The following is a 13756-nucleotide window of genomic DNA, read 5'->3' on the forward strand; positions in this document are numbered from 1 at the left end:
GGTCCCGCACCAGAGCCAGCGGCGGCCGTTGGCGAAGGCCCTTGCGGCCGAGAAACCGGCTGATCTGGGCGCGATGACGCGGCTCCGAGGCCACCGACCCCGAGGCTTGCGAGGCGCTCATGCGCCCCCAATGCAAACAAAACGCCGCCACGCAACGAATCACCAGGCCGAGCGCCCGGGGACTCAGGCCGGCCGGACGAAGAAACTGTTTGATTCCGGGGAGTCCTTCTTGCACAATCATGACCGAGACTCCTTCCGGTTGGTGATCACCCGGCCTCACGGCCCAACCGATCCGGCCGGGGGAGTCTCGTTTTTCTATCCCGGCCCACTCTCCTCAGCAAAAAGCGCAACTTCAAAACGCGCCAGCGAGGGAACCGCGACTCCCGCAGGTTCAACGGTTCCCCGACGGGCGAAGATGGAGTTCGGTGGCATGTGGTGGGTGAGACAACACTAAAGGGAAGGTTTTCGGCTCTGCAGGCCGCCGCACCCACCTGTTTTTATCATTATTTTGGTCTTGTCTGAATCTCTGTTTGATCTGTGTTTAGTCCGTGGCCAAAATTCTCTCTGCCTCCGCTTTCGTGACCTACACTTCGGTACGCTCAATCTGGGGTACCCCTTCCGATGACGAATCAAGAATGGATTGACCTGTTTCGGGCCATTCCCGAACGGGAACATGGCAAGACAGTGATTGTCCTCAGCAATAACTCGGAAATTTGCGTGGATGCCCTGATCCGGTTGGACGCCAATTTCTTGTCCCTTCGGGGACGGGTCGGTGGCACCATCGAGGAATCCCGCGGGTTCATTGTGCCGTTCCATCAAGTTGTTTATGTTCGCATTGAACGCAATGTGAAAATCGAAGAGATGGAAGCCATGTTCGGCGTTGGGAACCACGGCGGCACCAGCGCGGCCACGCCGACCGTGACCGCCAGCGTCACCCCGGCGGCAGCCCTTCCGGCCGACCCGGCGGCTGCCTCCCGAATGTTGCTCGACAAACTCCGGGCCAGTCGCTCCACCCAGCAGGGCAAGACCTCCCCCACGCAAGCAGGGTGAGCATTGGCCCTTTCAAGCCTCATTCCGACATCGGCGGCGTGATCGCTTTCCATGATCGTTTTTGATAGTCCTTGGCGGACTCGGTAATCACGATCCCCTGATTGATGGCGATGTCGTGGAAGACTTGTGTCGTGCCGCTGGTCGGCCAGTAAACCTCCAGGCGGGCCACCTTGTCGGCTTTACCCAAGCCGATGTGCTGTTCCAGCGGGTTGGCCCCGAAACTACTGCCGGAAGAAACATGTCGGCAGACCGTTAGCGGTTCGTTCCCTGAAGTCACCACTTTGATGCGCGCTCCGATCGCCGCCCGGTTGGTTTTGGCGCCGATCAGTTTGATCGAGAGCCAGTTGTTTCCCTGACCGGGGTTCTGAAACAAAACATTGTGATACCGGTCGCCGTGGATGGCCCCTCCCAGTTCGACAAACAAATCAGCGGTCCCGTTGCGGTCCCAGTCGCCGATGGCCACGCCGTGCCCTTTTTGCAGATGCCCCGTCCGCGATGATTCGGTGATTTCTGAGAATCGCTTCCCGGCGACATTTTTGAACAAGCGGTTGGGGATCAGCGTGCCCAAGCCGGGGTCGCCGGTGGCCAGATAGAAATCGAGATAGCCATCGTTGTCGAGGTCGCCAAAGTTGCTGCCCATCGGGGAGTAAACCTTGTCCAGCCCCGCTTCTTTGGTCACGTCCTTGAATCCCTTGCCCTGAAGATTGCGGTAGAGTCTCGCCTTGGATTGTTGTTTGCACGGCATGTCCAGAATGCCCTCGACCACCTCTTTCAACGTGTGGCTGCTGGAAGTGGCGAAAATGTCCAGCCAGCCATCGTTGTCGAAGTCGAACGCCCAACAAGAGAAGCCGGAAGTCGGCCCGTCAATGCCCGCTTGGGTGGAGATGTCTGTGAAGGAGCCGTTGCGGTTGTTTCGGAACAATCGGGCGCTTCCTTCTCCGCCGTTCCCCAAAATCCCGGTCGAGATGTTCAAAAACAATTCCGGGTAGCCATCGTTGTCAATGTCGATCCACGATGCCCCAAGGCAACCGATCGTCAGGTCGGTCGGCAAACCGGAGCGGACGGACACTTCCTCGAAGGTTCCATCCCCCTTGTTGTGGTAAAGAAGGCTGGGTTGCCTCTGACAGCAGACGAACAGATCGAGAAAGCCATCGTTGTCGTAATCCGCCCAAGTGGCGCTGGTTGAATTAGTCGCGAGAAGCAACCCGGCTTCGAGTGTGACATCAGTGAACGTGCCGTCGCCGTTGTTCCGCAACAAGCTGGGGCGCTGGGCCAGGTTTTGCGGCAGCCACGAGCCTCGGGGAATGAAAATGTCCATGTGCCCATCGTTGTTGTAATCCGTCTGGACGCAGTAAAGCCCCCCCTTCTGCTTGTCCAGCCCCGCCGCCTTGGTCCGGTCCTCGAAGGTGCCGTCTCCCTTGTTGCGATAAAAAGCCATCGGTTCGGAGGGCGCCCAGCAGGTGACCGCGAGATCGAGCAACCCGTCATTGTCGAAGTCTTCCATGATGGCGCCGCCGGACTGGTTGAGCCGGTTCACGCCAACGAGATGGCCCACGTCGCGGAATTTGCCGATGTCAAACTCGGACTTGGCCAGGCCGTCCGGCATCAACACATGACGCGGATCGACCTTGGCGGGATGTTCGCCGAGAGTCATGTGCGCCAAGTTCAGCAACCACCTCACCTCCAAGTCGTCGGGAAACAGCCGGAGATATTCGGTGAAATGTTCGATGGCCTGCCGGGAACCGCCGGGATTGGTGTGGATGGCGGTTTGGGCAATCGGAAAAATACAGGAACTTTCACCCCGGCACAGAATGCAATTGTCGGTCTCGCCGCGGCGAAGGGCGGTCACGCCCTTGTAGTAAATCACCGTGTAAAGCCACTTCTCCTCAAGCTCGGTGCCTTTGATCCGTGATTCCAAGTCTTCGAGTGTTTTGTAAGCGGAAACCGTGTCCCCTTTTGCGTGATAAACGCTTGCCCTTTGCAGGAGAATCCTCGGATGAAAACCCCGCTCCATGTAGAGGTCCATCGAGGTCAGGCCCCGAGGGATCGCTTGCAGGTATGACTCGGCATGTTGCTCCAACGATGAATCGGGGCGCCAAGGCTCGATGCTGGCGAAAACGGCGAGAAACCCGCTCGTCTCGATCTCCTGACGAGGCTCATAGCGAGTTTGCTCTGCCTCGTTGGTTTTGACGGGCACCGGACTTGATCGAAGTATCCAGGCGCGGATGCCGAAGACGGCAAGGCCGATCACGACCCAGATCAAAAGCAGGCGGTAAAATCTCGTCATGGATCGTCCTTAAACAACGAAGTCGTCAGAAGCAGACATCGAGGGGAGAGATGCGACCATTTGACCGATGGCAGGAATTTTATCCGGTGGCCGATCCGAACGCCAGAACCTTGTTCATCTATTGATACGATCAATTGATCTTACTTCATGCGGGCAGTTCTTTGGGTCGCGGCGAGAATCTCGTCAATTTGTTGTTTCACCCAAGGATGCGTCTCGCCTTGGGCCAGTTCCAGCGCCGGAACACTCGCCTCGCCGAGTTTGATGAGCGATCTCCGGGCCGCCAGTTGCACCGGCCGGGGACCATATTTGAGCGCGAGCAACAACGGGCCAACCGCCTCGCTTGTTCCCAACTCTCCCAGCAATTCGGCCGATGTCTTGGCGACTTCGGGAACGGCGTGTTCCAATCCCTTTTGAAGAATCGGCGAGGCATTTGAACCGAGTTGTCTGAATGCCGCATTCGCGGCTTCCCGAACGACCGAGTGACTGTCGCCCAGCAGATTGACCAGTGCCGGTCCGGCCCACGGTTCTGCCGACAGGGCCAGCCCGTCAACCGCCCCGCGTCGTGTCTCGGCATCCAATGAGTTTGCCCGAACCAGCAATTCCGGCCGAGTCTCGCGCCGGGCGGGCGCGAGCATTCGGCGAAGCCAATTTTGCATCACGAGTCTCGAACATGAGGGCATCAAATCGGATGGTGACAATCATTCAAACAATCGATCATGACTGTCGCCGACATCCATCAAGCGGTCAATTGCCCGTTTATACCACACACAGATTGCGGATAAAAGGATTCAGCACCAAGAGCGAGGAATGAGGAATGAGATCAGCAAATTGCGACACACTTGGGGCATTCGCCCGGTGTCGTCTGCCGGGAAGACTTGGGCTGATTGTTGACATCCGCTTCCGGGATCACCGGAGGCTGTGTGCCTTCAAGAATGGCCAGCAATTCATCGACGCTTGTGGCCCGTTTCACGGCGTCAAAGAGGGTAAAATCCCCGAAGAGGTCAGCCAGCCGCAGCCATTGTTTCATTCGATTGACGGTGCGGGTTTGCCAACGATCCGTGAACGTTTGATTCCAAGCCATCAGCTTTTTCATCCGGGTCGGCCAGCCGATGTCATCGTTCATCATGGGTTGGGCCAACCCCAATTCAGTCGCGATCTCGTGCGAGAGTTGCGGTCTGGCAAGGGCGCCCCGGCCGATCATGAAATGTTCGCAGCCGGTCTCTTCGCGGCATTGGCGAAATCCCTCGATTGACTGGATATCCCCGTTGGCAATCACGGGAATCGACACGCGCTCGCGGACCCGGCCAACCATCGGCCAGTCAACCGGCGGGGCGTATCCCTGCGAGCGGGTGCGGGCGTGGATGGTAAGCCAAGATGCCCCGCCCTCGGTGGCCATCTCGGCATTCTCAAAAACCGAATTCACACAATCCCATCCCAATCGCATCTTGGCCGAGACGGGGATGTCCGCAGGCACGGCCTCCCGGACCGTTCGGACAATTTCGCGGAGGCGGGCTGGATGTTTCAGCAGCGTGGCGCCGCCGTCATGACGGTTCACGGTGGGGGCGGGACAGCCAAAATTCAAGTCAATGGATGTCGCCCCGGCCGAACAGGCGACCAAGGCCGCCTCGGCCAACCGGCCGGGATGACCGCCGAGCAATTGCACTTGAACGGGCAACCCGGTCGGCGTCAGCCCGCCGTTGTGAAGTTCGGGGACATGATGGAAAAAGACTCCCTTATGCGGGACCGAGTGGCTGATCCGCAAAAACTCGGTCACCGCATAGGTGAAGGAACCGATCTCCCCTTGAAGCGCCCGCATGGGGGCATCGGTCACCCCGTCCATCGGGGCAAGGACCAAAGCGGGAACGCCGGGCGTGATCGTTGGCTGGCTCATGAACTCTTATTTTGCGGGAATCAAATCAAACTTCATCGCCTTGGGCTTGGCCGCTTCGCGGATTTTCTCATCGGCCGCCTCAACCTGCTTGAGCAAGGCGTCGAACTTGGCTTTCACGTTCGCATCAACCCCCGGAGCAATCGCGGCCTTCGATTGACCACGCACTTGGCCAACAAGGTTTTCCTTGGAACCGACCGCGTTGAGAATCGCCTTGCCTTGATCGGCAATTGCCCCTTTCGCGAAGGTGGTCAGGTTGACCCCTTTTTCCAATTCCTCGCCGGACACGGTTCCCACGGCGAGGCCGTTGATCGCCAGATTGTAGTTCCCCTTCAAGCCTTTTACCGCAAGGGTGTGCTGGCTCAATTCGAGAATCACCGGGTAAAACGTGAGCATGGAGCGGGCGTCGTCCGGAATCGGGAAACCAGCACAGTCATCCGTGCGGGTGAAACTGATCGTCCCGCCGTCTTCTTTGCCTGCTTCCACTTTGCAACCCTTCGCCTCCGTGACTTGTCCCTTGGAATCCAAGACAACGCTGCTGACAAACGGTTCGGCCCCGAGTTCCTTCAGCAAAGCGGCGGCCATCGTCAATTGACCGGGCGTGCCGGGGTGAACGGGGTCGCCCGTCATTGAATACAGTATTTTCTTGCTCTTCGCCTGAACCGCTAAAAAGTCTTTCAAATGTTCGACACCTTCCACTTTGTCATTTTGCGCAAGTGAGCGGATGGTGCCCAAAGCAGTGAGCAGGTTTTCGTTCGGCTTGTTGTTCCCCCACACATCGACGAGTTGATGAAACTGGTCGGCAAACGGTGCGTTCTTGCCTTCGGCGAATTTCTTCAGGGCAATCGCGTAGTCATTAAGTTTGGCGTTGCCGCTGATGTTCTTCATCGTGCTGCCGTTGTTGATCGGGCTGGCCGTGAAATAAACCGGCCGGGCGCCCGCTTTGCGGATCATGGCGTCGAAGTCGCCCATGTTGGCGATGTACTTGTCAGTCGGGGTTCCCCCTTGATCGTTCATGCCGAGTTCGACGGAAACGACGGTCGGCTTCCAAACGGCGATGTCCCAATCAAAACGGGCCATCGTGGACGGGATGGTGTGTCCGCCGACGCCCGAGTTGCGGAAGGCGAATTTCAGTTTCGGATACCGGGCGTAGCAGAACGCCTCGAAATAGTTCGAGTGCAAGTGTTGGGCGGTGATACTGTCGCCGGCCATCACCCAAACATCGCCGTCTTTGAGGGGGAAGCCAACTGGTACGGCGGTTTGCGCCCCGGCTTGCGGCACAAAGGCCATCAACATGGCGGCGGCAAGTAGAATCCGTTTGTTCATGTTCAACCCGTTTCCAGTAAACAATGGGAATACGCTGGCGGAGAGTAACGCGATCGACGGGGAGTATCATACGCGACGATCAACAGTGAATGAAACGGAATTCAAGACCGTCTTCCAATTGTCCCGGCTCATCAAGGAAACAACGTGAAAAGTATCATCACTCTGACGGCATCAGCCGTCTTCGCCCTTACCCTGTGCGGAGCCGAACCCGCCCCAACGGACAACTGGCCGACTTGGCGGGGACCAGCTTCCAACGGCGTCGCCCCGGCGGGGGCCAATCCTCCGACCACATGGGACGCCAAAACAAACATCAAATGGAAAGCCCCGTTGACCGGCCGGGGAAGCGCGACACCGATTGTGTGGGGCGATCAGGTGATTGTTCTGACGGCCGTGGAAACCGACCGCGTCGCCAAGGCTGATGAATTGCCGAAAGTGAACAACACCTTGGAGCGGAAGACCACCGCGCCCTCTAATTTCTATCGCTTTGAAGTCATCAGTTTTGACCGGGCAACCGGCAAGGTTCGCTGGAAACAAATCGCGGCCGAGAAGGTTCCGCACGAAGGGCATCACGAAACCCATTCCTACGCCGCCGGTTCGCCGACGACGGATGGCAAACGGTTGTACGTCTCCTTCGGGTCGTTCGGCATCTACGCTTATGATTTGGAAGGCAAACAATTGTGGGCCAGGGATATTGGCCGGATTGTCTCACGACTGGGGTGGGGCGAAGCGGTGACTCCGGTGATCCACGGCGACACGCTTCTGTTAAACTGGGACCAAGAGATCGACTCCAAACTGATCGCCCTTGATGCGGCCACCGGCAAGACGAAGTGGGAAGTCAAGCGGGAAGAGAAGACAAGCTGGAACACGCCGCTGGTTGTCGAATATGCCGGCAAAACACAAGTGATTCTCAACGGGACCAACAAAATCCGGTCTTATGACATCGCCGATGGCAAAGTGATTTGGGAATGCGGCGGGATGACCGTCAACGCGATTCCTTCTCCCCTCGCGGCCGACGGGGTGGCCTTTGTGTTGAGCGGTTATCGCGGGGCGGCGGCCGTCGCCATTCCCCTTGATGCAACCGGAGATATCACGGGGACGAAGAAGGTGTTGTGGAGTTATGCCAAGGGGACGCCATATGTGCCGTCGCCGATTCTGTACGAAGGCCGTTTGTATTTCACGTCGGCGAATACTCAGATGATGACGGTGTTGGACGCGAAAACCGGCAAGGCTCTTGTGAGCAACGAACGGCTCCCGGCAAGTTCCTTTTACGGGTCGCCGGTGGCCGCCGCCGGGCGGGTTTACTTCACTGATCGTTCCGGAACGACCGTGGTGGTGAAAGCCGGGGATGCTCCGAGCGTGATTTCCGTGAACAAGTTGAACGACCCGGTGGATGCCTCGCCGGTGATCGCCGGAAAGACGCTCTTCCTTCGCGGCGAAAAGTTCTTGTACGCCATCGAGGAAAAGTGACCCCTTTGGCCCAAGCGTGTACAACGAGTTGACGGTTCTCTCCCTCCAAGGATCATGATGGCCGACACCGATTCTTCTCCTCCTGCCGAACCTGTCCCACCCCGATCACACTGGCTTCGTTCGGAAGATGTTTTTGCTGTGCTTTTGGGTTGCCTCATCATCGGGCTGAGTCTCGGGGTGATTGGCAAACTTGACTTGCTCGGATGGGCCGTCGCCACCAAAGAGTGGGTCGATCCCGCCAAGGTCATCGCCCCGGCCTCCAAGAATTTCGCCGACCTCGGCGGGCTTGGCAGTCTGGGCGTCACCTTTGCGTTTCTGCTGGTCACTCTGACGGCCGGTTCATGGTTCATCGGCGGGAATCCCAAACGGTTCGCGGCCGGGTTCACCGTGTTGTTCTTCCTCGCCTTTGGATGCTGGATCCTCGGCAATCACGGCTGGATCGCCGCCACGCCAGACAAGCGGAAGGCTCTCGGCCTCGAATGGTCGGTGGGCCTGACCGGCGAGGCCGGGTATTTGCTCGCCTTGATCGGCGGGCTGTTGATCGCCAACTTCATCCCGCGATTCGCCGGTTGGTTGTCCGAGGCCGCCCGGTCGGAATTGTTCGTGAAAACGGCCATCGTGATTTACGGCGCCGGTCTGGGCTTCAAGGCCGCCGAGGCATCTGATCGCACTTACGCCCTGTTGTTTCGCGGGCTGGCGGCCATCATCGAAGCCTATCTGATTTATTGGGCGGTCGTGTATTTCGTCGCCCGCAAGTATTTCAAGTTCAGCCGGGAATGGGCCGCGCCGCTGGCGTCCGGCATCAGCATTTGCGGGGTGTCGGCCGCCATCACCACCGGGGCCGCCATCCGGGCGCGGCCGGTGGTGCCGGTGATGGTTTCATCACTGGTGGTGGTGTTCTCGGTCATTGAAATGCTTCTGTTGCCGTGGGCGGCCCGCACGTTTCTTTCCGATCAACCAATGGTCGCCGCCGCGTGGATGGGATTGGCGGTAAAGACAGACGGGGCGGCCATCGCCAGCGGCGAGATCACCCAAGCGTTCGTATACGCGAAAGCCGCCGAGGGGGGCGTGGTCTACAAGCCCGGCGAAATGGCCATGACGACGACCACCGTGAAAGTGTTCATTGACTTGTTCATCGGCGTGTGGGCGGTCATCCTCGGAGCCATCTGGTCGTGGAAGATTGACAAAACTCAAGGGAAGAAACTTCCCTTTGCGGACATCTGGCAACGCTTCCCGAAGTTCGTCATCGGTTATGCTCTGACCTTCGGCATCTTCATGTTCATCGGCATGAAGCGACCGGAGTTGCTCAAAGAGCTGAAATCCGGGACAGATCAAACGGACGTGTTCCGCAAACTGTTTTTTGTGCTGACGTTCTTCGCCATTGGCTTGCACGCGAACTTCCGCAAATTGTGGGCCGAGGGGTTGGGTCGGCTGGCTCTTGTGTATGTCGTGTCGCTGTTCGGATTCATCATCTGGGTGGGTCTGGGCATCTCTTGGTTGTTCTTCCATGATGTGATGCCCATGACCGTTGGAGGCGCCAAATGAGCAAGCCAAAAACACCGACCACGGCCGAAACCGCCGCCGAACTGGCCCGCGTGCAGGCCGAACCGTTGCTGCCCATTGAGAAGCAACTGATTGCCGGAAGCCTGATTCTGGGAGTCGTCTTGTTGGGCATCCTTTATCGGGTCAGCCAGACCTACTTCCCGACCGGCTGACCCCAAACCTCTCGAAAACAGGCTTTGTTGGTCATTAAGGCCGGCAAAGCCCGGCCATGTCTTTTGCCATGCGTTTCCAACGGGTGTAACCATTTCACGCCATCTCAAGGCTCATTGTAAATTCCTGCCCCTCTTCTGCGATAAACTGTAAGGGAAACACCGCTGCTCCTGTAGGAATGGATGGGTGATCCGTGCGATTGGAATAAAAAAGATGGCACATACGGCACATTTTGGAGATGTTGGGCATTGCGGCTAATTCTTACCCGTGATGGCATTCTCTTTGCATAAGTTGGGCTGTGAATATCGCCCCTTGACGCTGGCAGCCTTCATGGAATCGCGTCGTCGATTCCGTCGGCCGCCAGCCCATCAGGACCCTTAATCGGAAAATAAACGATGTATCCCATCATCCTTGGCCTTCTTTCGCTCGCCCCGGCCGAAACCCCGGTCAAACCATCCGGTCATGAGGCGACCAATCCGCTTTACAAAGAACTGCTCGAACCCGGCCTGTCCTTGGGGTCGGAGTTTAAAGCGAAACTGCCCGCCCCGACAATGACGGACGGGCTGGATTCGGAAGCCCAGAAAATCATCATTAAGAAAGTGATCGGCACGGATTACACCTATGAGGCATTCACCCGCCAATCGGTCGTGGCTCCTCATGTGCTGAGAATCAACAATATCACTCCTTCTGACCCGAAAGCCCCGGCCCGCAGCGTTGACACATGGTTTGTGGCCTATGGCAACTTTGGCAACGCAGATGACCAGTCGGCCATTGATCGATTCAGCAACGCGGGCAAGGACGGCGGCAAGAACGATGGCAAAGTACTCACCAAGGCTGATCTGGCCAAGCGAAAAATTGAGTTCACTGATGCCGATGAAAAGCGGGAACGATTCGCCAACATCCGGATCGACTTCTTGGAAAAAGTCCAGATTCAGGCCACCGGCCGGGTGATGTGGAGCAAGGGTGATGATTCCGTGATCATTGCCGCCATGATCGATCCCCGGTTCGCGGGCGATGCCGAGTTCCCCAATCAGTGGCTCCCTTTGTCCAAAGGGGCGGGCAAGCTCTCCAGCGGATCGGCTTCTCCTTACGGCGGGGCCGGTTTTTATATGAAAGTGACCAAACTGGCCGAACCGGCCGGAGCGTTGTTCATCGAACAACACGTGGTGTTCACCGAACCCACCAAATGGTTCGAGGGGGCTAACCTCCTGCGATCCAAGTTCCCGCTGGTTGTCCAAAGTCAGGTGCGGTCGCTGCGACGGGAATTGATCAAAGAAGTGGCCGCCAACAACAAGTAAACTGTGTTTCAGTTGGCGACGATTTGTCCGTCACGCATCCGAATCACTCGATCAGCCCGGGCGGCCACGTCCGGGCTGTGTGTCACAATCAGCAGCGACAATCGCCGATCTCTTCGCAAATTCGTCAACAAATCAAGCACCAGCGTCGCGTTATGGGAATCCAAGTTCCCGGTTGGTTCGTCGGCCAGCAACAGAACCGGGTCGTTGGCCAGTGATCTTGCCAGCGCGATCCGCTGCCTTTCGCCGACGGACAACTGTCCCGGCCGGTGTCCGGCCCGGTGGCTCATCCCCACCAACCCCAACAATTCCTCGGCCTTGCGGGTCCGTTCCCGGCTGCCCAAAGCCCCCTCAAACATGGGAATTTGAACATTCTCCAGACTGGTGAGCGTTGGCAGCAGAAAGAAGGACTGGAAGACGAAGCCGATTTGTCTGGCGCGAAACCGATCCAAATCCCGTTGGTTCCCCAAAGGGGCCCCGCGAAAAAACACTTCACCTTTGTCCGGCCGGTCGAGCGCCCCGATGACATTGAGCAGCGTCGATTTGCCGCAACCGGACGGGCCGGTGATGGCCGTGTATTCGGCTTCCTTGATTCCGAGCGAAACACCGCCCAAGGCGCGCACCTGGCCGTCCGGGTACTGCTTGTGCAGTTGATCGGCATACAGCAAAAAGTCTTTGGGGTTCTCAGACATGTCGAATCGCCTCGGTGGGGAGCAATCGGGCGGCCCGGAAGGCGGGATAAGAGCCACCGAAGAGACCGATGAGAACAGCGAACGCCGTACCCTCCATCGCCACCTTCAAAGGCACTCCTCCTTCGATGAAACCGTTCACCTTCGGGAACAACGCAAGAACATAGGTGGCGGCAAACGCCCCGATGGTTCCCAAAACCGCCGCCGACAGGGCCAATATCACCGATTCACCGAGGATCATTTTCACCACCCGGCGACGCGGCCAGCCAATGGCCCGCAGAATGCCGATTTCTTGTGTTCGCTCCAGAACAGACATCACCATTGTGTTCAACATGCTGATGACGCCAATGAGCATGCCGATGACCGACACCATCCATGCCATCGCCCGCACCACCTTGAGTTGGGAAACACTGTCCACATAGCTTTGCGTGGTCTGGGCGGAAAGTTTGGCGGGCTTTCCGGTGGAGTCTGTCAGGGCATTCACCTGCTGGCGGATCGCTTCGACCGAACTGTTGGGATCGTTGTGCGATTTCTCTACTCGCATGGAGAAACCAGTCACCTTGCCCGGCCGGGCCATCATTCGTTGCACTTCGTCCAGCGGAAGCGCGGCCGATCCGTTTTCAAAGACAACAAAACTCTGATACACACCGACCACTTCAAATGGCTCGCCTTGAATGGTGACCTTGTCGCCAACGCCTTTGCCCATGCTTTCGGAAAGGGTCAGGCCGAGCATCGCCTTGCCATGATCTCCGGCCAGCAGTCGCCGGCCGGAGAGGATCTTGATGTCCTCATAAACAAAGTTGTCCGCCGGCCAGCCTTGGACGAGGACGTTGATGCTGGTTCCGCTGTCGCGGGTGATCTCGATCAACTCGACCATTGCGGGGGAGACTTCTTTCACGCCGGGAATCTGACGCACTTGGTCGATGAGCTTTTCATCAATTTCGCTGGCGAGTTGGTCGGTTTTGCCAGCCGAGGTCACGACGAGATCGACCCCTCGCCGTGCCAGTGAATCGGTGATGGAATGCTCGACATTTTCACTGATGCCAAGCAGGGCGATCATGCTGCCGACGGAGACGGCCAGACCGATCACAGTCAGGGCGGTGCGCACCGGCCTCCGGGTCAGATTTTTCAAAACGAACGTCACAAAATACATGTCGTTCCCAATTCGACCGTCAACCAATGTTGGATTGTTGCCCGCCCGCCATGCGCCGAAGATGCCGTTGAACGGCATCCGTAAACGCGGGAGTGTTCTCCACCATCGCCAGGTGTTTCGCACCGGGGATGATTTCCGTTTCGCATTGTGGCAGGTTTGCCTTAAGCCAGTCGCAAGTGGCGAGGAACGGGGAGAATTCATCGTACAGAGCCGCGACGGGTTGGCGCACTCCGGCGATCTTCCCGGCCGTCAACCCGGCTTCAGTCAGCACGTCGTTGCCGCATGTCGTCTCGGCGAGTTTGGGAAGTTGTCGCAACCAACCCTGGCCGAACACGCCCACTTTTTGTTCCAATGTCTTCATTTGCGAAGGGGACAAGTCGGCCGCCGAGCAGAACAATCGGTTGAAATCAACGATTTCGCCAAGGTCCACATCGACCGAAGAGAACGTCTCCCGAAGATCGGCCCAGATGTTCATCCGGCCAAAGTTCGGCTCGATGTCACGCAGGCCCGGAAAAAAGGAGTCTGACAAAATGACGCCCGCGACTCGTTCCGGCGACGAGATGGCCGCGTGCATTCCGACGACCCCGCCGAAACTGTGGCCGACGAGGATCGCTGGTTTCAACCCAAGCGATTCGTGAAGACTCTTGAAGTCTTCGGCCATGTCGCGGGAAGTATAACCTGTCGGCGGTCGTTCACTGAAGCCGTGGCCGCGGAAATCGTACAGCGTGACCCGGAATTGGGTCGCCAAGGTTTCCACCAACCCGGTGAACATCCAGACGGCCAGATTGCTGGTGACGGCGTGGAGCAACACCACATCCGGTCCTTCGCCGGATTGCTGGTAATGAAATCTGATCCCGTTCGCCTGAACTTCCGGCATCTGTGTCCTTA

At 57.9% G+C, this 13756-nt stretch carries 13 protein-coding genes; 5 read left to right on the forward strand and 8 right to left on the reverse strand.

What is annotated here, in order from left to right; translation table 11 throughout:
* Positions 1–241: hypothetical protein (locus BGIM_RS64620; RefSeq protein WP_040887539.1), on the reverse strand; the 241-nt coding region annotated here is incomplete at its 3' end.
* Positions 242–621: 380 nt separating this feature from the next.
* Between BGIM_RS64620 and BGIM_RS0102180 the strand changes: the two genes are divergently transcribed.
* Complete coding sequence (locus BGIM_RS0102180) at positions 622–1050, forward strand: hypothetical protein (RefSeq protein WP_020468161.1); 429 nt, start codon at positions 622–624, stop codon at positions 1048–1050.
* Positions 1051–1069: 19 nt separating this feature from the next.
* On the opposite strand, the gene BGIM_RS48320 is transcribed toward BGIM_RS0102180, so the two are convergent.
* The 4 genes from BGIM_RS48320 to BGIM_RS0102200 form a co-directional block, all read right to left on the reverse strand.
* Positions 1070–3337 carry a CRTAC1 family protein gene (locus BGIM_RS48320; protein ID WP_020468162.1) on the reverse strand — a complete coding sequence of 756 codons (2268 nt, stop codon included), beginning with the start codon at positions 3335–3337 and terminating at the stop codon, positions 1070–1072.
* Positions 3338–3477: 140 nt separating this feature from the next.
* Positions 3478–3993: a HEAT repeat domain-containing protein gene (locus BGIM_RS0102190; RefSeq protein ID WP_020468163.1), complete on the reverse strand. Its 516-nt coding sequence runs from the start codon at positions 3991–3993 to the stop codon at positions 3478–3480.
* Between the two features lie 164 nt (positions 3994–4157).
* Positions 4158–5228, reverse strand: coding sequence for a tRNA dihydrouridine synthase (locus BGIM_RS0102195; RefSeq protein ID WP_020468164.1), 1071 nt, complete (start codon positions 5226–5228; stop codon positions 4158–4160).
* Between the two features lie 6 nt (positions 5229–5234).
* Positions 5235–6551 carry a GDSL-type esterase/lipase family protein gene (locus tag BGIM_RS0102200; RefSeq protein WP_020468165.1) on the reverse strand — a complete coding sequence of 439 codons (1317 nt, stop codon included), beginning with the start codon at positions 6549–6551 and terminating at the stop codon, positions 5235–5237.
* Positions 6552–6695: 144 nt separating this feature from the next.
* Between BGIM_RS0102200 and BGIM_RS0102210 the strand changes: the two genes are divergently transcribed.
* The 4 genes from BGIM_RS0102210 (at position 6696) to BGIM_RS0102225 (ending at position 11029) form a co-directional block, all read left to right on the forward strand.
* Positions 6696–8018, forward strand: coding sequence for a PQQ-binding-like beta-propeller repeat protein (locus tag BGIM_RS0102210; RefSeq protein WP_020468167.1), 1323 nt, complete (start codon positions 6696–6698; stop codon positions 8016–8018).
* Between the two features lie 57 nt (positions 8019–8075).
* Positions 8076–9563: a putative sulfate exporter family transporter gene (locus tag BGIM_RS0102215; protein ID WP_086026082.1), complete on the forward strand. Its 1488-nt coding sequence runs from the start codon at positions 8076–8078 to the stop codon at positions 9561–9563.
* Positions 9560–9733 (forward strand): hypothetical protein, encoded by a 174-nt coding sequence (locus tag BGIM_RS65515; protein WP_020468169.1) that lies wholly within the window; start codon positions 9560–9562, stop codon positions 9731–9733. The genes BGIM_RS0102215 and BGIM_RS65515 overlap by 4 nt, the downstream gene beginning before the upstream one ends.
* A 393-nt stretch (positions 9734–10126) precedes the next feature.
* On the forward strand, positions 10127–11029 hold the full coding sequence (locus BGIM_RS0102225; RefSeq protein WP_020468170.1) for a hypothetical protein: 903 nt from the start codon (positions 10127–10129) through the stop codon (positions 11027–11029).
* Between the two features lie 8 nt (positions 11030–11037).
* Here BGIM_RS0102225 and BGIM_RS0102230 read toward each other — a convergent pair whose 3' ends face one another.
* The 3 genes from BGIM_RS0102230 to BGIM_RS0102240 are packed head-to-tail and all read right to left on the reverse strand — an operon-like array spanning position 11038 to position 13745.
* A complete protein-coding gene (locus BGIM_RS0102230; protein ID WP_020468171.1) occupies positions 11038–11718 on the reverse strand; it encodes an ABC transporter ATP-binding protein in 681 nt (226 codons plus the stop codon).
* Complete coding sequence (locus BGIM_RS0102235) at positions 11711–12868, reverse strand: ABC transporter permease (RefSeq protein WP_029629672.1); 1158 nt, start codon at positions 12866–12868, stop codon at positions 11711–11713. The genes BGIM_RS0102230 and BGIM_RS0102235 overlap by 8 nt, the downstream gene beginning before the upstream one ends.
* A gap of 19 nt (positions 12869–12887) precedes the next feature.
* Entirely contained in the window at positions 12888–13745 is an 858-nt protein-coding gene (locus BGIM_RS0102240; protein ID WP_020468173.1) for an alpha/beta fold hydrolase, read from the reverse strand.
* Positions 13746–13756: the final 11 nt, after the last annotated feature.

It is taken from the genome of Zavarzinella formosa DSM 19928 (genome assembly GCF_000255705.1).
GTDB lineage: Bacteria > Planctomycetota > Planctomycetia > Gemmatales > Gemmataceae > Zavarzinella > Zavarzinella formosa.

Excerpts from the sequence above, each read along its gene's own strand:
- BGIM_RS65515 (WP_020468169.1), top strand. The coding sequence starts at position 9,560 with ATGAGCAAGCCAAAAACACCGACCACGGCCGAAACCGCCGCCGAACTG.
- BGIM_RS48320 (WP_020468162.1), bottom strand. The coding sequence starts at position 3,337 with ATGACGAGATTTTACCGCCTGCTTTTGATCTGGGTCGTGATCGGCCTT.
- BGIM_RS0102200 (WP_020468165.1), bottom strand. The coding sequence starts at position 6,551 with ATGAACAAACGGATTCTACTTGCCGCCGCCATGTTGATGGCCTTTGTG.
- BGIM_RS0102195 (WP_020468164.1), bottom strand. The coding sequence starts at position 5,228 with ATGAGCCAGCCAACGATCACGCCCGGCGTTCCCGCTTTGGTCCTTGCC.
- BGIM_RS0102225 (WP_020468170.1), top strand. The coding sequence starts at position 10,127 with ATGTATCCCATCATCCTTGGCCTTCTTTCGCTCGCCCCGGCCGAAACC.
- BGIM_RS0102215 (WP_086026082.1), top strand. The coding sequence starts at position 8,076 with ATGGCCGACACCGATTCTTCTCCTCCTGCCGAACCTGTCCCACCCCGA.
- BGIM_RS0102235 (WP_029629672.1), bottom strand. The coding sequence starts at position 12,868 with ATGTATTTTGTGACGTTCGTTTTGAAAAATCTGACCCGGAGGCCGGTG.
- BGIM_RS0102230 (WP_020468171.1), bottom strand. The coding sequence starts at position 11,718 with ATGTCTGAGAACCCCAAAGACTTTTTGCTGTATGCCGATCAACTGCAC.
- BGIM_RS0102180 (WP_020468161.1), top strand. The coding sequence starts at position 622 with ATGACGAATCAAGAATGGATTGACCTGTTTCGGGCCATTCCCGAACGG.
- BGIM_RS0102190 (WP_020468163.1), bottom strand. The coding sequence starts at position 3,993 with ATGCAAAATTGGCTTCGCCGAATGCTCGCGCCCGCCCGGCGCGAGACT.
- BGIM_RS0102240 (WP_020468173.1), bottom strand. The coding sequence starts at position 13,745 with ATGCCGGAAGTTCAGGCGAACGGGATCAGATTTCATTACCAGCAATCC.